Here is a 22,134-nt window from a genome sequence, read left to right as displayed (position 1 = left end):
GGAAATCATTCTGATGTTTCATGTTGCGTAGTAGGCTTTAATCAAAAATTATAGTATTTTTGCCAAATATTGGTTTTCCTGTTGTATGGAAAGTGGTACATTTGCACAAATTTTATTTTAAACCTATTTTTTCTGATGAGACAATATCTATTTCTGACCCTTGCCATGCTGGCTATGAGTATCACTGGTGCTGATGCCAAGAAGAAACAGGCGCAACAGTTTTGGCCCGACGGAACACCTATATCAGAGTGGTTCTCTGACACCACCAGGGTTGACGTTGAGACACTTGGCCGAAAGTATGTCATCACCGACTATGGGGTGAAGGCAGACAGTACCATCGTTCAGACAACTGCTATTCAGGCCGTTATAGACAAGGCTGCAGAGCAGGGAGGTGGAGTAGTGGTTGTCCCCAAGGGGACTTACATGAGCGGCTCGCTGTTTTTCCGTCAGGGCACTCATCTTTATGTAGATGAAGGCGGCAAGCTGAAAGGTTCAGAGCGCATAGCCGACTTCGAGATACGCGAGACACGCATAGAGGGGCAGACATGTAAATATTTCACAGCCTTGGTAAATGCCGATAGTATTGACGGCTTCGTCATTGCTGGTAAGGGAACCATCGACGGCAATGGCTTCCATTACTGGAATGAGTTCTGGATACGCCGCAAGTGGAATCCGCAATGCACCAACAAGGATGCACAACGTCCGCGCCTTACCTATATTTCCAATTGCACCAATGTTACCGTACAAGACGTAAGTCTCATAAACAGTCCTTTCTGGACCAACCATATATATAATAGTACGCGCGCGAGATACATTAATCTGTACATCTACGCGCCCACGAGTGGTGTCAAGGCTCCGAGTTCCGATGCCATTGACATAGATGTATGCCAAGACGTGCTGGTTCACGGTTGCTACATGAATGTCAACGACGATGCCGTAGTGCTGAAAGGCGGAAAGGGAACATGGGCAGACAAGGCTCCGGAGAACGGGCCAAACAACAATATCCTTATACAGAACTGCCACTACGGAAAGGTGCATGGCTGTCTGACCCTTGGCTCGGAGAGTGTCAGCGACCATAACGTCATCATCAGGAACTGTCATGCCGATGATGCAAACAGGGTTCTTTGGCTCAAGATGCGTCCCGACACGCCGCAGCATTATGAGTATGTCACCGTCGACGGCTTCACAGGCAAGACAGGCTCGTTCCTTGTCATCAGGCCGTGGACTCAGTTCTTCAAGCCCGAGCAACGGGATGACATGCCAAAGTCGAGATGCAACAATATCGTGATGAGAAATATCAAGATGGATTGCCGCAACTTCTTTGACGTAGGAGCGTCCGACAAGTATGACCTTCAGGATTTTACGTTCGAGAATATTGAAGTGAAAGACCAGAAGAATGCCTTCGACAAGACAGTCATTGAAGGTACTATAGTGAAGAATGTCGTTATCAATGGAGAGAAGCGGTAAAAGCCTCCCATATACTAATCTGCAAACAAATATTTCAGAAATGAGAAAATTCTTTTTGGCAACCGCCCTTGTGGCGTGTTTTTCATGTGCCAACGCTCAAACGTATGATATGACTGTCCCGCAGCCGTCCTATTCTGATGCAACAGGCTATGGATGGGATGTTGTTGAAGCTCCAACTGCCAAGGAACTGAAGGCCGGACTTTCCCGGCCAGTATTCTTCTCCGTGAAAGTTCCTGATGGCAACTACAAGGTTACTGTCACTATAGGCTCAAAGAAGCATAAGGGAAACACTGTTGTCAGGGCTGAGAACAGACGTCTCCTGTTGGAGGAGACTGCTACACGTAAGGGACAACAGCTCACTTTCTCCTTTGTCGTAAACAAGCGCTCACCATATATCAGCGACAAGATGAGCGTGAAGCTCAAGGAGCGCGAGCGTGACTACCTTAACTGGGACGACCGGCTTACACTGGAGTTCAATGGCCAGATGCCTACCGTGACAAGTGTCAGCGTAGAGCCTGACAATACCGCCATAACGCTGTTTCTCTGTGGCAACTCTACTGTAGTAGACCAGAGTCGGGAGCCATGGGCCAGCTGGGGACAGATGATACCCCGGTGGTTTGATGATGGCGTGGCCATATCCAACCATGCTGAGAGTGGCCTGACGGCAGGTTCGTTCCTTGCAGGCAACCGACTTGATAAGATACTTGCCTCGATGAAGCCGGGCGACTATGTGTTCTGCGAGTTTGGTCATAATGACCAGAAAGAGAAGGGTGCAGGCTCTGGAGCATGGTATAACTTCTCCTACAATCTGAAGAAGTTCATTGACCTCGTCCGTCAGAAGAAGGGGCACATAGTATTCCTTACTCCCACCCAACGTCGCAAGTTTGAGAATGGCAAGATACAGGAAACCCATGGCGACTACCCCGATGCCATGCGTGCTGTCGCACGGCGTGAGAACGTTCCAGTCATCGAGCTACACGATATGACCCGCACTTTCTTCGAGACGCTTGGCGAAGAGAACAGCAAGCGTGCCCTCGTACATTATCCTGCCGGAACATTCCAGGGACAGGACAAGGAACTGGCCGACAATACTCATTTCAATACATGGGGTGCATACGAGGTTGCCAAGATGGTGGTCATGGGGATGAAGCAGCATAACATGCCTTTCGTCAGTCATCTGCGTTCCGACTGGAAGGACTTCGCGCCAGAGTCGCCAGACGATTTCAATGCATGGAATTGGTATCTCGCACCAATATTTGAGACAACTAAGCCGGATGGTAACTGATAGAATATAAAATGTTAAATTCATGGAAAGGATAACCTTCTTTCCATAAATTTTAATATCTTTGCAGAAATAAATATAGATATCGGACTAATTGTACTTATTAACTAACAGACCAATAACCTAAAAATATGAGAATTAAACAAATACTTATTACAGCCATGCTCATGACAGTAGCCATGGGCATGAATGCACAGCGAGCAACCGACAAGCTCGACAGAGGACTTGTCGCCATGAAAGTCTCCGGTGGTGTGTATGTCAACTGGCGTATACCTGCCGAGGAGTATTATGATGTAACCTATAACGTTTATCGTGATGGTGTGAAGCTCAATGATGCTCCGTTGAGCGTCTCCAACTTCAAGGATGCTTCAGGAACACTTGTCAACAAGTATTCTGTTTCTGCCGTGGTACGTGGTACGGAGCAGGCTCAGTGCGCGCCCGTGTCGGTATGGGCATCGAGCTATAAGGAGATAAAGCTCGTACATAAGGACATCACAAGCACGCTTGTGCCCAACGATGCCTGCTGTGCCGACGTTGACGGCGACGGTGAGCTGGAGATACTCATGAAGTTCGACAACGAAAGCGAGAAACGGGCAAGTTATCCGCGTGATGGCTATAACGGAGAATATAGTATCTTTGAAGTGTTCAAACTTGACGGTACTCGACTGTGGTGGGTTAACTGTGGACCTAACATGGGTGACTTCCAGAACAACGAGCAGAACATAGTGGCATACGACTGGGACGGTGACGGCAAGGCTGAGGCTGTGATGCGCGCTGCCGACGGTACCACTATCCATTGTGCCGATGGTACTACTTACGTTGTTGGTGATGCATCGAAGAACTATCGCGCCGCAACAGGTGGTGGCACCAACTGGTTCATGCACGACGGTGCTGAGTATCTTGTATATATGAACGGCGAGACAGGAAAGCCATATCAGTGCATCGAATACCCGTTGAAACGTCTGGAGACTGGCGAGACAAACCTTGAGGCTGCCTGGGGCGACGGCTACGGACACCGCTCAAGCAAGCACTTCTTCGGTGCTCCTTATCTCGACGGCAAGAAACCAAGCATCTTCCTTGCACGTGGTATATACACACGACACAAGATGATTGCATACGATGTCGACCCTGCTACACACACGCTGAAGGAGCGCTGGAGATGGTTCAACAATACCAATGGACCGTGGAAGGGACAGGGATATCATAACTTCGGCATTGCCGATGTCGACTGGGACGGACGTGATGAGATATGCTTTGGCTCCATGGTCATAGACGACAACGGCAAGGGACTTTCCACCACAGGTTTCGGACACGGTGACGCACAGCATTGCGGCGACTTCAACCCCTATATTCATGGGCAGGAGATATATGCCTGCAACGAAGACCAACCGGGCAACAACTATCGTGATGCCACGACAAGCAAGATATATCACAGATATAATGCAGGTAACGATGACGGGCGTTCGATGTGCGGAAACTTCTGTGATGACTTCCCAGGTGCTATCGGATGTTCTGCACGTGAAGGTGCTATCAGCACTGTTACCAACGGAGCTGTCCCGGGGCTTGGTACAACAGGCGTTAACACCAACTTCCGCATCTACTGGGATGGCGATCTCTGCGAGGAGACATTCAACTATGTAAGCGGAAAGAATACGGCGGGCTGCATAGCTAAATATGGCAGCTGGTCACCTATATATACATGTGAAGGCTCGATGACCAACAACGATACCAAGGGCACACCATGCTATCAGGGCGACATACTTGGTGACTGGCGTGAGGAGATAATCATGCGTACTGCCGACAACAATATACGTATATATTCAACACCGACATCTACCGAATACCGTAACTATTCACTATGGCACGACCATCAGTACCGTAACGCCATGGTATGGCAGATGTGCGGCTACAACCAGCCTCCTCACGCAAGCTATTTCCTTGGCAAGCTCGAGGGCATCACCATTGCTCCTCCTCCTCTTACGACAACTGGCCGCACGGAAGTGGCAAACGGAGGAACTGTTGCTTCCGCTCTCAACGACAAACATGTGCTTGTATATGAGAATGCGAATATTAATGTTAGCATTGAGGATGGTGCAAAGCCACACGTACTGACTTTCAATGTTCCTACTTGGGTGCAGGGTTCAGCTCCGAGCGAATGTTCGTCGAAGAGCTACAAGATAACATACGATACTTTTACCTGTGCTGTCAGTGGTGGAGGTCTTGCAGGAGACGCTCGTCTTGTAAAGCAGGGTGACGGCATCCTCGTACTACCAAAGGCTGACTTTACACATACCGGCAATACGGATATATGGGCTGGTAGGGTAGACTTCGACGGTACTATGCGCAACTCGTCGCTATGGCTCAACCGCTTTGCAGAGCTTAACACCGTTGGCGGAGAATTCCGCAGCATCAGGATGGACTACGACTCAAGGCTTCGCCCAGGTGGCGAGAACGGTATATCTGCTATTACCGTAGACAGTCTCAAGCTTGGCTTTGGTTCAAGGGTGGTCTTCGATATCAATACCGACAACACCACGTCAGACAATATAAAGTCGAAGTATCTCTCTATAGAAACAAAGGATTGGAAGTACGGCCCCGAATATCTTACTCCTGTGTTTGAGTTTGCCGTTACAGGTGCCAACGGACTTACAGAAGGCAAATACCTGCTCGGAACATTCGAGAAGATTGATGGCGACATAGCCAATATCAATCTCCTTGGACTTGACAACACCAAGAAATGTGCCCTTGAATTAGAGGGAACCAGTCTCTACCTCGTCGTTTACGGCTTGCGCGATGCTACAAGTGTGGTATGGACAGGCTCGCAGGGCAGTGTATGGGATGTGGCAACAACAGAGAACTTCGTAGCTGAGGAAGACCAGGCTGCAATCAACTTCGTCAATGGCGACAAGGTGCTCTTCGGTGAGGACGCGGCTGTGAAGACGGTTACTCTTGATGCCGAGATAGAGGCAGACAGCGTCATCTTCGACAACACCTCTTCATATACCATTCAGGGTGAGGGCGCCATTACGGGTAACACCGTTCTCGTAAAGCGCGGCACAGGAACAACGACCATATCGACACTAAATACATACACTGGTGGAACCCGTATCTCCGGCGGTGTGCTCTCGGTAAAGGCTCTTGCAAACGACATCACTGCCACAGGCAATCTTGGAGGTGTGACCACTACATCCGACAAGCTGGTTATAGAGAATGGTGCATCGCTTCGCAACATGGCTGCCGTTACACTTGGTTCGCCAATGAAGATGGAGACCGAGGAGGGTGGTGTGATAGACGCCTTCTACGACTTCACTGCCAACAGGTCTATATCAGGTACAATGCTCACTAAGAAGGGTAGTGCCTCTCTTATCCTCACGACCAACAACACGCTGCTCAACAAGCTCGTACTTGTTGCTGGTACCGTGACAAACTCCGGAAGCACATATCCTGCCAAACTGGTAGAGCTGCAGGGTGGTACCCTTCAGGAGACCGGGTCTACAAGCTATCCTATTACCGTGGCAAAGGGCAAGGCCGCACGCTGGAATCTTGGGAACCGCTGCACTTATTCCAACAAGGTGACCGGTGAGGGTACTCTTACCGTATACTGTCCTTTGGTGGATGGTGGCTCATGGATGGCTCCACGTACGCCGATAAAGTGCAACTTCTCAGGGTTTACAGGTACGCTGAAGCCTGCTGTTCCGTCAAAAGACTACCGTTTCACTCTCGACAACAGCTATGGCATGCCCGAGGGCACACTCGATATCGATGCAGGCATAGAGGTTCAGAACTCAGCCAAGACATTCCAGATTGGTAAGGTGACAGGTTCTGGTAACCTTGGTGGCGTATGTTCTTTCAGCAACGATGGCGTATCGGGCTCGAACACATGGAAAGTTGGCAACGCGTCAAACTTCAGTTGGTCGGGTAAGGTGACAGGCACCGGAACATCGTTTGTAAAGACCGGAACCGGAAAGATGACCGTTAGTGGCGTATGGGACAATACCGGAACGGTGCGTGTCTCTGAAGGTGAGCTTGTTGTAACAACAGGAAAGAAACTCGGTACCGGAACACTCATCGTTGACGATGGAGCTACCATGAGTGGTGTCACTGGCACGGGCTCGCTCGACAACTCTTCTTTCACCATAAACGGTGAGTTGCGTCCCGGTGCTTATGCCAAGGCCACTACAGGAAAGATTGGATTTGGCAACAAGAATGTCACCTTCTCGTCAACAGGACGGTATGTGATATGGAAGGCTTCTTCCAACAACACTACTATCTACGATATCAACAAGCTTACGATGAACGGTACGGTTGAGGTCAACCTGTTGGCATCCTATACTCCCAAGGAGGGCGATACCGTGAACCTTTGGACAGCCACATCGTTCACCGGCACACCGCAGCTGCTGCTTCCTGAGCTTACACCTGGACTGAAGTGGGACACCAGTAAGGTTGCCGAAGGTGTGTTGACCGTTGTCTCTGACCCGACAGCAATAGAGGTCGTTGCGGGCGACGCCGCCTCTCAAACCAATGACATATACAACCTCAGAGGACAGCTTGTTCGAAAGAACGCAACCTCTGCCGACGGATTGCCGCGAGGCGTATATCTGCAAAATGGCAAGAAGATTGTAGTCAAGTAATATAAAATGCGTATGGTTTTACCAAAAATCATACGCATTTTGCATTTTATATTCAGCTATTTGTCTTACCTTTGTAGACAATAATATCAAAAAACAAGCTTCTATGAAACTGATTAAACGAACTGTATGTATTCTTGCCGTGCTGTTGTCTGTAATTCAGGCAACAGCCGTCGAGAGGCAAAAGCTGAATTTTAATGGTGGCTGGCTGTTGAATGTCGGCGATACGGAAAACGCACAGCAGGCGTCTTTTGACGACCATGCATGGCTGAATGTTACATTGCCAAGGGCATGGAACGATGGCGAGGCATTCAAGATTGCCTGCCACGACCTTTCCGACACTATAGTATGGTATAGGAAACATTTCACCGTTGACGAGGTTGCCGGCATGAAGTACTTCGTTGAGTTTGAGGGTGTGCGCTTTGGTGCCGACTTCTATCTCAACGGCCATCATCTCGGATTGTCAGAGAATGGTGTGATGGCCTGCGGCTTCGACCTTACACCTTATATCATAAAAGGAGAGAATGTCATTGCCGTAAGGACGGACAACAGCTGGACATACCGAGAGCGCTCGACTGGCAGCCGCTATCAGTGGAACGACAAGAACTTCAACGCCAACTACGGTGGCATACCAAAGAACGTATGGCTGCACCGTTGCGGCACTCTCTACCAGACCTTGCCGCTGTACAGCAACCTCGGTACCGTGGGTACCTATGTCTATGGTACTGACTATGACATAGCAGGCCGCAAGGTAAGGGTGAACGTCGAGGCTGAAGTTGCTAATGAGGGAAACGCCGACAGGTCGTTCCGAATACATACTGTCGTAAAGGATGTCGACGGAAAGGAAGTCCTCTCTTTCGACAGCCAGCGGTTTACTGTTGGGGCAGGCTCAAAGACTGTTGCTAAGTCGGCCGCCATGCTTGAGGATGCGCATTTCTGGAGCTGGGGCTATGGCTATCTGTATACTGTTGCAACATCAGTAATAGACGACAATGGGGCAGTCTCCGACGAGGTTCTCACACGCACAGGCTTCCGTAAGACACAGTTTGCAGAAGGTAAGATATGGCTCAACGACCGTGTTATCATGATGCATGGCTATGCCCAGCGTACAAGCAACGAGTGGCCATACGTTGGCATGAGCGTGCCGGCATGGATGAGCGACTACAGCAACGGCTTGCTCGTAGAGTCGGGAGGCAATCTGGTCAGATGGATGCATGTCACTCCCTGGAAGCAGGATATAGAAAGCTGCGACAGGGTGGGACTCATACAGGCCATGCCAGCCGGCGACGCGGAGAAGGATGTCACTGGCCGCCGTTGGGAACAACGTGTCATGCTCATGCGCGATGCCATCATCTACAACCGCAACAACCCGAGTATACTCTTCTATGAGGGAGGCAACGAGAGCATAAGCCGCGAGCACATGCTTGAGCTAAAGGCCGTACGCGACAAATACGATCCACATGGGGGCAGAGCCATCGGCAGCCGTGAGATGCTCGATATAGATGAGGCTGAGTATGGCGGCGAGATGCTCTACGTCAACAAGAGCGCAAAGCACCCTATGTGGCAGATGGAATACCATCGTGACGAGGGACTGCGCAAGTATTGGGATGAGTACAGCTATCCGTTCCACAAGGAAGGCGATGGCCCTCTGTACCGTGGCAAGCCTGCTCACGACTACAACCACAATATGGACATCTTTGCCAAGACTATGGTTGAGCGATGGTATGACTATTGGCTCGAGCGTCCAGGTACTGGCAAGAGGGTCAATGCCGGAGGAACTAAGATTATCTTCTCTGATACCAATACCCACTGGCGTGGAGAGGTGAACTATCGTACGAGTGGTGTCACCGATGCCATGCGCATACCCAAGGATGCCTACTATGTGCATCAGGTGATGTGGGACGGATGGGTAGAGCCTGAGCGCGACCATACCTATATTGTTGGCCATTGGAATTATGATGCCGGTGTGCGGAAGCTAGTGTATGTAGCCTCTAATGCTGACAGTGTACAGCTGTTGCTCAACGGCAAGCCGATAGGGTGGGGAAGCCGTAGCCATCAGTATCTCTTCACTTTCAACGATGTGGCCTTTGAGCCAGGTACCCTTATGGCTGTAGGCTATCGTAATGGCCAGGAGACAAGCAGACATTCGGTAGAGACTGCCGGCGAGCCGCATCATCTCAAGATTACAACCGTCCAGAACCCCGAAGGCTTCAAGGCCGACGGTGCCGACCTTGCTATAGTGCAGGTAGAGGTCGTTGACAGGGAGGGACGTCGTTGCCCGTTGGACAACCGCATGGTTAACTTCCATCTGTGGGGCGAGGGACAACTGCTTGGCGGTATAGCCGCACCCATGCCTGAAGACAGAAAAGAGCAGGGTAAAGCCAACAGTCATAATGGCAAGGAGGGTATGCTCGACGGCCCACAGACCGTCACCGACTTCGGCAACTATGTAGGCCTGCCCTCTCTGCCTGTAGACTGCGGTGTGAACAGGGTGCTGGTTCGGAGTTCTGTCAATGCAGGAGACATAAACCTTACGGCAGCCGCTGACGGATTGCAGCCTGTGACAATTACCCTTCATACCAATGCAGTAGATACCAATAGCGGTATGGGCACTTATAACCCTTCGCTCACTCTGAAGCCTGTTCTTGCAAGGGGTGAGACACCACAGACGCCTTCCTATACCGATGTGGCACGTTCTGTAGACATCGTATCTGCTACAGCGGGCTCCAACGGTGAGAGTCTGTCACAATCCTATGACGATAACGAGCTGTCGGAATGGAAGAGTGACGGAACATTGGAGAATGCCTGGGCAACATATAATTTCGGAAAGAAGCAGAAGGTGGACGAGGTCGTGATGAAGCTCACGGGATGGCGCAACAAATGTTACCCCATAGCCATCTTCGCCGGCAAGAAGGAGATATGGAAGGGTATGACCTATGCCACATTGGGTTATGTTCATATACCTTTAGGCAAGACAGTAGAGACCAAGTCGCTTACCATTAGGATGCTCGGCCCATCGACAGACAGCAACGCCTTTGGAGACACTAAGGAACTCGCGGGCGGCAATGCAGGAGAGCTCGACAGATTGGTGTCGAAGAAAGGGAAGGTTGAGCTGAGGATTGTGGAAATTGATTTTTTGAGGTTGACAAGTAGATAGTGTGTACAGTTTGATGTACAAATATCAGTAACAACGCCCTGAAAGGGCAACCTGCGCATAGCCCAGGGTGTCGCTACGCTTTACCCTGGGCTATGCGCTTTTGCGCTTTCAGCGCGACCGTCACCCACATGACAATCCCCAGGGTGTCATTTCGCTACGCTACATTTACCCTGGGCTATGTGCTTTTGCGCTTTCAGCGCGATTATCACCGACGTGAACTTCTACTCGTCTGCTTGTCAGCTTAAAAAAAACGAAAAGGACAGGGCAATAATGTCTTATCCTTTTCGTTTCTAAAATAGCCATACTTATACTATAAGACAATCTGAAATAAAACAAATTACCCAAAAATGAAAAAACTATTTTGTTTGGCATTCCTGCTGCCATTGTTCTTTGCTGCTCCATCTGAGGCTCAGACGGCACGTAAGGTTAAGCTTGTAAATTCTCCCGACGGAAAGTCGCAGCTTGAAGTGTTCTTGCCTGAAAAGCCCTCAGGCAGAGCTATAGTAGGATGTCCTGGTGGAGGCTATTCCCATTTGGCAATGAACCACGAGGGCTACGACTGGGCTGATTATTTCAACTCTCAAGGCATCACCTATTGTGTGCTTACATACCGCATGCCAAACGGTGACAGAAACATCCCTCTTGCCGATGCATACAATGCCATTCGAACTGTCCGTGACAGTGCCGTCGTGTGGCATGTCAATCCTTATGATGTCGGTATAATGGGCTTTTCTGCAGGCGGCCATTTAGCTTCCTCTGTCAGTACCCATGCACCTTTCGACGCCCGTCCTAATTTCTCTATCCTTTTCTATCCTGTTGTCTCCATGGATGAGAAGGAGACGCACAAGGGCTCTTGTGTTGGCTTCCTTGGTGACGGGCGCAGTGACAAGAGTCTCGTGAAGGACTGGACTAACTACAATGCCGTGCGCCGACACCTTACTCCTCCTGCCATCATCCTGATGTCTGCCGACGATGCCGTGGTGCCTCCTCTTACCAACGGCATGCGCTATTACGAGGCCATGCGCAAGGCCGGCAATCCTTGTGCCATGTATGTCTACCCTACAGGCGGTCACGGCTGGGGATTCCGTAATACCTTTGCCTACCATGACCAGATGACTATGGAGCTTACCACCTGGCTCAACAACCTGCCCGTACACAAGGCAGATGCAAAGAGAGTAGCGTGCATAGGCAACAGCATAACCGACGGCTCTGGCATAGACATGGCTGAGGTCAACGGCTATCCGGCACAGATGCAGCAGATACTCGGTGAGGATTATCATGTCAGGAACTTTGGAGTAGGGGCGAGGACCATGCTCAACAAGGGCGACCATCCGTATATGAAAGAACTGGCGTGGCGCGATGCGCTTGCCTTCAATCCTGATATAGTGGTGATAAAACTCGGCACCAACGACTCGAAGACTGCCAACTGGAAATACTCCGCCGAGTTCCAGGGCGACATGCAGCAGATGGTAGACTCGTTGAAGGCTCTCCCGTCAAAGCCCCGCATCTTCCTGGCCACTCCCATACCTGCCTTCAAGACACAGTGGACCATCAACGACAGCACCATAGTGAATGGCGTTATACCTATTATATATAAGGTGGCAAAGAATAATGCTCTTGAAGTCATCGACCTGCATACGGCTTTCAACAACAATGACGGTAAGCAGATACAGCGAGACATGATACATCCAACAAAGGAAGGTGCACGCCAGATGGCTACAATAGTAGCAGCGGAGATAACCAAGCCCTTACCTCAACCTAAAGGCAAAAAAGCAAGGCAAAGAAGGCTGAAAAAATGATTTTTTACTATATTTTTTGATATTACGACACCTGCACGGAGGATTTTTCAGAAAAACGGAGGATTTTTGCTTGCAGGTGTCGTTTGTTTTATTTACTTTTGCAGCGGAACAACTATGTGGAACTAACCGTCATCCACAAAAGAAATCTAAAACAAATACCAATTTTTTTATAACTTAATAACAAAACTTTATGAAAAAGCGATTACTCCTTTCATTCGCAGCCGTCATTGGTGCAATGACATCGTTTGCCTACAATGTGGGTGACTATGTCTATACCAATACGGCAAAATTCAAGGTTATTGGTGAAAACATTCTCACCAATGGTAACTTTGCAGCCAACTATGATGGTTGGAAAGACTACGCAGACGGGGCTCTCAGTCCTGACTACTGGTCAATAGAGGCATCAGAAGATGGCGGAAAAGTCATACAGTGTACCAATGGCGCCGCTGACCTGACAGGCAACTACATGTATCAGGCTGTACCCTACGAGTCTGGTAGGAGCTACATCATCACATTCAAGGTTAAGGGTGTTGACCCTGTGACCTCTTCTATTACTCCACAGACCACAAACTACATCGACGTATATGCCAATGCCGATGGGTCGTTGAACAAAACAGCTGATAATTTCTGCCAGGTGGCAACAACAGATGCCATTACTGCTGATTGGAAAAGCTATTCCTACTCTTTCACCGACACCATTACCGGTGGCTCAACAGGTTATATCGTCGTTACATTCGGACAGCTCACAGCAGGCACACAGGTTTCTGATGTTGAGGTTAGGGAGGTAACAGAGGTATTCGATACACGTATATCTGACAGAGAGCTTGCCTATGCCGAGGCTCTGCTTAACATCGAAGGTATGGTAAACGGCAAGGAAGAGCTTCAGGGAACGCTCGAGAGCATCAAGGGCTTCTTTGAGTCTACTGAAGCTGAGGATCCCTCAGGTGCTCAAGACGCACTCAACAGCTTCATCGAAGCAGAAACAGAGTTCCTCAATGCCAACTCCTACGACCTCACCTCACAAATAGACGGCAAGGCTCTGTGGACAACCAAGCTGCAGAAGAAGGGCGGCGGCGAGACATTGGGCGACTGGTATCTTGACGGTGATGCACGCTGGTTCCACGATCCAGCTTCCAGTCCCTCTATTCGTCATTACATACAGGGAACTTATAACCTTAGTGCAGGTACTGCAAAGATTGTCAAGGAGCTGCCTTCAGGAAAGTACTTCTTCTCATGTGAGTCAATGGGATACCGTATGGCAGGTACCGCAGCCAGCGTACGCTATAATCCTGATTATACATACGTAGTAGAGGGTGCAGCCGTATTCATTGGCAACGACTCTGTAAAGTTCAATCTCGACCAGCGCAATTTCGAGCGTCATTTCGTTGTAGCCGATGTTGCTGAAGGCGAGACTCTCAATGCCGGTTTCTGGCATCCAGCCACATCTGTAGACAACGGGCTTGGCGGTACAGTATATATGCAGGCTCCCGTACTCCGCATCATTGGTGACAACTCCGATGGCCAGATGGAGGCTTACATCGTCAACTATGCTACACTGAAGGAAATTGCTGCTCAGGCAAATTCTCTCAGGGTAATGCTCGACTCTGCAATAACCGTAAAGGCAAAGGCTGAGTTCCCATGGGGCAAGGACGCTCTCCAGGAGAGTATCACTTATTATGAGGGTGCCTACACAAGCCTCTCTGCCAAGCAGCCGGGCCAGGACCTCTTTGCTGAGGCAGCCGACTCTCTTATGCAGAGCATGCGTCTGGTGCGTACAGCCATCCAGGACTACTATGCCCTCAATGCTCCTTATACCGACCTCAAGGCACAGCTCGTCATAGCTAACGAGAGCTACAACAACCCGCAGAACGCTGCCGGTGACAAGGCTACTTTCCTTGCCGTTATCAATAAGGCTCAGGCTCTTGTTGATGGTGTTACCGCCGAATACAGCGAGGAGGTTGCCAACAACATGATTGCTGCCAAGGCAGAGCTCGTTGAGGCACAGTTCGCCTTCGAGGCTTCTACAGCGTCATTGGCTAACCCAAGTGAAATAGAAATCGTAAATCCATATTTTGCACAGTTCACTAACCAGAGCAATGTAGAAGGCTGGACAATGACAGGCCAGACAGACAACGGACGTTGGAAGAAGGGTACTCTGTCTGTTTATGAAAATGCCACACACCTCACCATGTGGCGTGGTTATACAGCATTCTCTTTGAACAAGGCTTCTCAGAATGTTGCCCTTCTTAGGTCAGGTGTATATGTTCTCTCATGCCAGGCATCTGCCTGCAACGAGAAAGGTTCAACAGATGGTGACCGTACCGTGAACAGTGGTGTGTACTATTATGCCAAGCTTGCCGATGCAGCCGACTCTATAGGTGCTCACATGGTACATACCGACCTTGCAAACTATCTCGACAATGTCTATTCGTATGGTAACTACTATCCAGAGCAGTTCGCTGTTGTTTTCGAAAAGACCGGCGATGCTGAGGAGACTGTTGAGTTTGGTTTCGATGGTATGAACAACCTTCTCTGCAATACATACAACTTCGGTGGCAACCACGTTCGCTATATGGGACCGGCCGACAAGTTCAAGACCGATCTTGATGCAGCTCTTGCAGCAAGTCTGGCTAAGGCAACTACAGAATACGAGAGCCTCGCACAGCTTGCAGAGGATGCTACAATAGCTGCCGACTGTCATCTGACCTATAGCCGTATTTACATCAACCTCGGTTATGCTGTAGAATATGCAAATGGTGCTACTACTCTAAATGAGAAGATGACTGCTTACCTGAAGCTCGCAGACGCACTGAAGAATGCCGAAATCCTTGTTTCTGGTGTCAAGGGTATTGTTGCCGAGCCTGCTGCAAATGTACAGAAGGGCGTATTCACACTGTCTGGTGTGAAGGTTGCCGACAGCAAGGATGTTCTGCCTAAGGGTCTGTACATCGTTGACGGCAAGAAGGTTATCGTGAAGTAATTAGCGATACGTAACCAATATAAGGAAAAGCTGGCCTGCGGGTCAGCTTTTTCTTTTGACTCCTCAGCCATATTAATTGACAGCCATTAATGGTTGCGTAGCCTATGTATATTGCTTGCATTGCCGATAAGGTTAATAACCTTAAGGCCGTAAGGTTAATAACCTTAATGCCGTAAGGTTATTAACCTTATCCGAGATGCATACGTATTCTTAGGCCATTGCAGATATATTTTATTTAATTTAATAGGGTGTACAGTTTGATGTACAAATATCAGGGCGCTGCTACTTATCTTGTCTTCTCTTGTCATAGAAGAGCCCGAGGTTAGACTTTTGTCCGCATCTAATGGCGAAATATTTTCCTTGGATATTGTGCCATCGGTGAAACCCTGTATTTTGGCAAAATACTTTGATTTATGATTTATTTCGGTAAAAACCTACGTGTGGGCAAAATTTCGTACCTTTATACTTTGTTGATACCGATTTTTTTTGGTATTTTTGCACATTGAAAACGTTTTTAGCCAAAGAACTACTTGTATAAAACAAATAAAACAAATATTAAACCTAAAACTTTTATGAAAAAAATCTTCATCAGTATCTCTTTAGTCTGTGCTGGGTTGATGACCTCGTGCGTGGACAAGGATGAGCCGGTAGATTCTGAGTCGAAGCCTGAGTGGCTTGGCGGAAGTATCTACGAGGAGTTGAAGAATCCTAATCCGGGGCATCTGACCGGTACATTCAGCACGTACCTTCGTCTTGTTGATGACCTGAATTACTCTTCTACTCTGTCGCGTACTGGCAGCAAGACTGTGTTCCCAGCCAATGATGAGGCTTTCGAGCGTTTCTTCCAGAACAACAAGTGGGGAGTAGGCCGTTACGAAGACCTTTCGGAAGCACAGAAGAAAATCTTGCTCTATTCATCCATGATTGACAATGCGCTGTTGGTAAGCATGTTGTCAAATGTTAGTGGCGGTACCGACGGTATCACAGGCGGTCTCGGCCTCAAGCATCCGACTTCTGTCAGTGTCATTGACTCCATTACGCATCTCTATGGACCGACAGAGATGCCTAAGAACAACTCTTGGTGGACTAAGTATTACGGTAGTGGCATAGACATTGTCAGCGACAACACACGTCCGATGATGGTACACTTCACCCGTGAGCAGATGGTGAACAACAACATTACCACCATCGGGGAGAACAGCGACTTCTCTATCCTTACCGGAGAGGCGTATGATGATACCGAGAAGCCGGCATACATTTTCAACGACCGCATCATCAACCGTGACGTCACCTGTATGAACGGTTACATACAGCAGCTGCAGGATGTGCTTGTTCCGCCGGGCAATATGGCACAGGTGCTCAGGGACGATGAGGAGACAAGCATCTTTAGCAGGATGCTCGACTATTTCTCCGCTCCATATTATGATGCTACCACAACTAATCTTTACAACGACTGGGCAATAGCCAACGGACGTCCTCTGAAGGACTCTATATTCCAGATACGCTATCTCAGCTCACGCTCGCAGAACAATACGCTTATTGTAGACCCAGACGGCATCACTCTGGGACAGGGACGTTACCTGACGTATGACCCGGGATGGAACCAATACTATCCAGCACATGCCAACCAGTCCACAATCGACTACAGCATTACCGATATGGGTGCGATGTTCGTACCTTGTGACCAGGCCATCAAGGACTATTTCCTGCCTGGAGGTAACGGAGCGTTCCTCATTGATATTTATGGTACGAAGGACAATACTGAGGACAACCTTCTGGAGAACCTCGACTCACTGCACGTCAAGAACCCGCAAGTGATTTCGGCTTTTATCCGCAACCTTCAGAAGAACTCGTTTGTAGAGACGGTGCCCAGCAAGTTTACCAGCATCATCAACGATGCCAGCGAGAACATGGGTATGAACCTCGGCTATCTGAAGCAGAAGCAGGACGGCAAGTACGATATCAAGATTGCAAACAACGGAGTAATCTATGTCCTCAACCAGATGTTAGCTCCTGACGAGTACCAGGCTGTCTTGGCGCCGGCATCGTCATATCCCGACATGAGGATTATGAACTGGGCCATTCAGGACCGCAGTTATCTTGGTGTAGACTTCAAGTTCTACCTCCTTGCCATGAGTGCCAACTATGCCTTCTTCATTCCTGATGACGAGGCGTTCAACTGCTTCTATATCGACCCCGCATCGCTCGGACATACGCGTCCGGAGGTGCTCCACTTCTATTATGATGCCAAGCATACCCCGGTAATACGTTGCGACAGATACTATTATAACCCGGCAACAGGTGAGGTTGGCGAGCGCATTGGTGAGGTGCAGGACATCAAGCAGCGCTCGAGCCAGCTGGTGGACATCCTGAACTATCACACCGTGCTGCTGAACTCTGGTGAGCAGTTTGGCAACAACAAGTTCTACAAGACCAAGCATGGCGGTGAGATTATGCTGGTCGGCGACGGCAGCAAGGGCAGCAGCATCGTCAGTGGTGCCCAGATTGACAATGGTGTTCCCGCATCACTCATAGAGGATGTCTACAATGAAAAGAACGGTAAGGCGTTCCGTCTCGACCATATCATACAGGCTCCGCAGAACAGCGTGTCGAAGACACTCCGCAACAGCGACCAGTTCTCTGAGTTCTATGAGGTTTGCTCGGGCTTCTCGGCAACGGACATTCTGAAGTGGGCCGGCATCTCAGACGAGCTGAACTCGTTCAACACCACTGAGCAAGACCAGTACATCATCTTTACATCTACCTACGGTACGGGCAACAATGCCGTCAAGGCAGCCTGCCTCGATGAGAACGTGAAGATGTTCAATACATATAATTATACTCTCTACGCTCCCGACAATGCAGCCATGGAAGAGGCTTATGCCAATGGCCTGCCAAGGTGGATTGACATACAGAACCTTTTCGAGCAGTATACCAAGGAAGGAGAGGAAGCTCCCGAAAGCGTGCGTGCCGACGTGCTCAACCGCATCAAGACTCTTCGCGAGTTCGTGAGATACCACTTCCAGAGCATCTCACTCTATGCCGACAATACTGTAGAGGATGGTACCTACCAGAGTCTTGCCACCAACGAGCTTGGTCTGGCACGTGAGCTGGAGGTGACGGGAGGCAACGGCAAGATCAACGTTACCGACGCTATTGGCATGACCCACACCGTCGATGCCAATGCTACAGGCCGTGTTGCCAATGCCATGGCTCGTGACTACTGGTTCAATTCGTCCAGGACGTCGGCGACATCCATCACCACATCTTCTTTCTGTGCTGTCCACGAGATAGCTACTCCGTTCTATCTGTACAAGGATGCCCAGGGCAAGCCATCATGGAATCCTAACGTTGTCATGGCTGGGGCCAAGGCACAGAGCAAGCGGAAATAATCAAACAAACACTAAAGACTAATGATTATGTCTAACAAGAAATTATTGCTTACAGCCTGTCTGTGCGCCGCCTCTCTCACGATGATGGCGCAGAGCAAGCGTATATCAGGTACTGTCAGCGACGCCATGGGTCCGGTTATGATGGCAAATATCACTGAGATTGATGCCAACAACCGTATTGTCTCTGCTGCACAGACCGATTTCAACGGCAACTTCTCCATGGAGGTGAAAAGCCCCAAGAACAAGTTGCGAATATCGTTTGTCGGTGACAAGACAAAGACCATCACCGTCGGCGACAAGGAAGTATTCGACATCGTCCTTGAGTCGGACAGCCACACCATACAGGAAGTAGTAGTAAAAGGTACGCGTATGGGCTCGGGCGGTCTGTTCATCCCTAAGAGAGAGGTGTCCGTAGCCCAGCAGACTTTCGACATGAGCAGCGTCGAGGGTATGGCTTTCACCAGTGCCGACGAGGCGTTGCAGGGTGAGATTGCCGGTCTCGACATCGTGTCTAATTCCGGTAACCTCGGCTCTGGTACCACCATGCGTCTGCGTGGTGTCACCACCATCAACGGCGACGCACAGCCACTTATCGTTGTCGATGACCGTATCTTCGACAATCCCGACGAGACCTTCGACTTCTCCAATGCCAACGAGGAGCAGTATGCCTCGCTGTTGTCGGTGAACGTCGAGGATATTGCCAGCATACAGGTGCTCAAGGATGCCGCCGCTACAGCAGTATGGGGCTCCAAGGGCTCGAATGGTGTTATCCAGATTACCACCAAGCGTGGTGCCAGGGGCAAGACACGTGTCAACTTCTCGTACAAGTTCACAGGCACATGGCAGCCAGACGGTTATAAACTCCTCAATGGTGACGACTATACCATGCTTATGAAGGAGGAGTTCTACAACCCCAAGCAGGCATCAAATGCCACTACCAATATTGCTGAGCTGAACTACGACCAGAGCTGGAGCGAGTATGAGAACTGGAACAACAACACCGACTGGGTGAAGGCTGTGAAGCAGTTTGGACAGATGCACTCATACAACGTCAACCTCACGGGTGGTGGACAGAAGGCTCAGTTCCGTATCTCTGCTGGCTACGACCATCAGACTGGTTCTATCATCAAGCAGACCCTTGACCGTTTCTCTACCCGTCTGGTGCTTGACTACAATGTGAGCGACCGCATCAAGTTCTCTACCAACTTCGCGCTTACATATACCAACAACAACCAGAACTACTCCGGACTGTTGGGTATCGCCCAGAAGCTGGCTCCAAACATGAGCATCTACAGACAGAATGCTGACGGTAGCGATACTAATGAGTTCTATCTGATGAACCCTGTCGCTCCTTCGGGCCAGTCGCCATATACCGGCAACTATTCATCGTCAGAGCTTTCTAAAATCAGAGACCTCGGCAACCCTATCGCCATTGCGGAGCAGGCTTGGAAGAAAGACCAGACCTACCGTATCACGCCTAACTTCACGCTCAAGTATGAGCTGTTGGGCATTGACGCTGACAAGTCGCGCCTGACTTTCACGGGACGTGTGGACTTCGATATCTATGCCCACTCTCTGCCTACATACTATCCGGCATCGCTCACCACAAACAAGTGGACTGACACGTCATACAACAAGGCGACCAACACCGAGAACAACCGTTTCCAGATGAGCGCGCGTGCGGAGATGACGTTTACTCCGGCTTTCCGCAACAAAGACTGGTTCTCTACGATGCTTTTCCGCTACGAGATGACAACATCGAAGAGCAACAATCAGTATATTGAGGAATACTCGCTGCCTGACGGTATCGATTCGCCGACTACACCGGGTGCGTTGAAAGACATGAGCAGTGGCAACAGCCGTTCCAACTCGCAGTACTGGCTCTACAATGGCCATATCTCCTACAAGGAGCGTTATATTCTCGACTTCTCGCTGCGTGCTGATGGTGACTCTAAGTTCGGCCCAAAGAACAAGTGGGCGTATTTCCCTGGAGTGGCTGCACGTTACAACGTCATCGACGAGTCGTTCATGAAGCCTTTGCGTGACAAGTTCCTCTCTATGCTCGCCCTGCGAGCCAGCTGGGGTATCAACGGTAAGGCTCCGAATGCCGACTATCTGTTCTACTCTACCTACAATACCAATGGCGGCTCATACGGTAACGGCAACAACCTGTTCACCATTGCTACCATTGATGGTCTGAAACTTGACGACCTGCGCTGGGAGAAGACCACATCCGTAAACCTTGGTTTCAACCTCGGTTTCTTCAACGACCGCGTAGAGGTAGATTTCGACTGGTATAACAAGGATACCCAGGACCTGCTTATGACAAATGTGAAGATACCCTCAACTACCGGTTACGGCACCCTCTCCTATGCTAACGTCGGCAAGATGAACAACCAGGGATGGGAGCTTAACATCTCCGGCAAGAAGATTCTGCAGATTGGCAAGTTCTCGTTTGACGCCAGCCTGAACGTGGCGCAGAACTTCAACGAGATCAAGGAGATGGACCAGAGGGTTCTTGATGCCATCAATACTGAGTGGAGTGCAACAACACGTCCGGCCAGCAAGAGCTCGACAGGATATACCAACCGTATACAGGTGGGTAACGCACTCGGTTCCATCTATGGCTTCAGATATAAGGGCGTATACCAGTATGGCTACGACTATCTGGAGAACTACCAGAAGGAGCACGGACTGTCAGCAACAGAATATGAGGCATGGATAAACTCACAGCTTGCCGAGGGCAAGACATTCCCCGTCGTGCTCGGATCAGACGGCAAGGTGCTCATGACCAGCCAGGGACACCCTCAGCATCTTGTCTACAACTACAGCAACGGCAGTCAGACATACGTCTTCCGTGGTGGTGATGCCATATATGAGGACATCAACAACGACGGACAGATCAATGCGCTCGACATCGTATACCTTGGCAACTCATTGCCAAAGGTGCAGGGAGGTTTCAACTTCACCTTCAAGTATGGCAAGTGGAGCCTGAAGACCCGTTTCGCATACCGCTTCGGCAACAAGGTCGTAAACCTTGCCCGCATGAACCTTGAGAACATGTTCACCCCATACAACCAGTGCGCTACCGTTAACTACCGCTGGCGCAAGGATGGTGACGTGACTCCTATCCCAAGAGCCATGTACAATGCCGGCTACAACTATCAGGCTTCTGACCGCTTCGTGGAGAACGGCTCGTTTGTACGCTTCAACAACCTGCAGCTTGCCTACAACTTCGACAAGAAGATGATAAAGAGCCTTGGACTCAACCAGCTTCAGATGTACCTGAGCGTCAACAACCTCTACTGCTGGACCAAGTACAGCGGCACCGACCCTGAGGTATCTGTACAGGGATGGGGCGTTGCTGTCGATGACTCTCAGACTCCAAGGGCCAAGTCGTTCACCGTTACTCTGAACGTAGGCTTCTAA

The 22,134-nt window shown here is 49.8% G+C and carries 8 protein-coding genes; all 8 read left to right on the top strand.

Annotated features, from left to right (window positions below; all coding sequences use genetic code 11):
• Nucleotides 1-165: 165 nt before the first annotated feature.
• The 8 genes from CIL02_RS05375 to CIL02_RS05340 all read left to right on the top strand — a co-directional run bounded on the left by CIL02_RS05375 (nt 166) and on the right by CIL02_RS05340 (nt 22,134).
• The gene (locus CIL02_RS05375; protein WP_371589021.1) at nt 166-1,467 is read left to right on the top strand and encodes a glycoside hydrolase family 28 protein; all 1,302 of its coding nucleotides are present in this window, start codon (nt 166-168) and stop codon (nt 1,465-1,467) included.
• Between the two features lie 40 nt (nt 1,468-1,507).
• Complete coding sequence (locus CIL02_RS05370) at nt 1,508-2,752, top strand: rhamnogalacturonan acetylesterase (RefSeq protein ID WP_094399707.1); 1,245 nt, start codon at nt 1,508-1,510, stop codon at nt 2,750-2,752.
• A 128-nt stretch (nt 2,753-2,880) separates the two neighbouring features.
• Nucleotides 2,881-7,380 (top strand): autotransporter-associated beta strand repeat-containing protein, encoded by a 4,500-nt coding sequence (locus tag CIL02_RS05365; protein ID WP_094399705.1) that lies wholly within the window; start codon nt 2,881-2,883, stop codon nt 7,378-7,380.
• A 103-nt stretch (nt 7,381-7,483) separates the two neighbouring features.
• Nucleotides 7,484-10,534, top strand: a complete 3,051-nt coding sequence (locus CIL02_RS05360) for a DUF4982 domain-containing protein (RefSeq protein WP_094399703.1) — start codon at nt 7,484-7,486, stop codon at nt 10,532-10,534.
• Between the two features lie 347 nt (nt 10,535-10,881).
• Nucleotides 10,882-12,333: an acetylxylan esterase AxeA1 gene (gene axeA1, locus CIL02_RS05355; protein ID WP_094399701.1), complete on the top strand. Its 1,452-nt coding sequence runs from the start codon at nt 10,882-10,884 to the stop codon at nt 12,331-12,333.
• Nucleotides 12,334-12,523: 190 nt separating this feature from the next.
• On the top strand, nt 12,524-15,313 hold the full coding sequence (locus CIL02_RS16285; RefSeq protein ID WP_094399699.1) for a carbohydrate binding domain-containing protein: 2,790 nt from the start codon (nt 12,524-12,526) through the stop codon (nt 15,311-15,313).
• 572 nt (nt 15,314-15,885) lie between these two features.
• A complete protein-coding gene (locus CIL02_RS05345) occupies nt 15,886-18,705 on the top strand; it encodes a fasciclin domain-containing protein (protein ID WP_094399697.1) in 2,820 nt (939 codons plus the stop codon).
• Between the two features lie 27 nt (nt 18,706-18,732).
• Entirely contained in the window at nt 18,733-22,134 is a 3,402-nt protein-coding gene (locus tag CIL02_RS05340; RefSeq protein ID WP_094399746.1) for a SusC/RagA family TonB-linked outer membrane protein, read from the top strand.

Origin of the sequence: Prevotella sp. P3-122 (assembly GCF_002251365.1) — a bacterium.
GTDB lineage: Bacteria > Bacteroidota > Bacteroidia > Bacteroidales > Bacteroidaceae > Prevotella.
The sequence above is the reverse complement of the archived record's forward strand: the minus strand, read 5'-3'. Positions and strand labels throughout refer to the sequence as shown.

Coding starts and splice junctions, on each gene's coding strand:
- CIL02_RS05340 (WP_094399746.1), top strand. CDS start 18,733: ATGTCTAACAAGAAATTATTGCTTACAGCCTGTCTGTGCGCCGCCTCT.
- CIL02_RS05365 (WP_094399705.1), top strand. CDS start 2,881: ATGAGAATTAAACAAATACTTATTACAGCCATGCTCATGACAGTAGCC.
- CIL02_RS16285 (WP_094399699.1), top strand. CDS start 12,524: ATGAAAAAGCGATTACTCCTTTCATTCGCAGCCGTCATTGGTGCAATG.
- CIL02_RS05370 (WP_094399707.1), top strand. CDS start 1,508: ATGAGAAAATTCTTTTTGGCAACCGCCCTTGTGGCGTGTTTTTCATGT.
- axeA1 (WP_094399701.1), top strand. CDS start 10,882: ATGAAAAAACTATTTTGTTTGGCATTCCTGCTGCCATTGTTCTTTGCT.
- CIL02_RS05345 (WP_094399697.1), top strand. CDS start 15,886: ATGAAAAAAATCTTCATCAGTATCTCTTTAGTCTGTGCTGGGTTGATG.
- CIL02_RS05375 (WP_371589021.1), top strand. CDS start 166: ATGCTGGCTATGAGTATCACTGGTGCTGATGCCAAGAAGAAACAGGCG.
- CIL02_RS05360 (WP_094399703.1), top strand. CDS start 7,484: ATGAAACTGATTAAACGAACTGTATGTATTCTTGCCGTGCTGTTGTCT.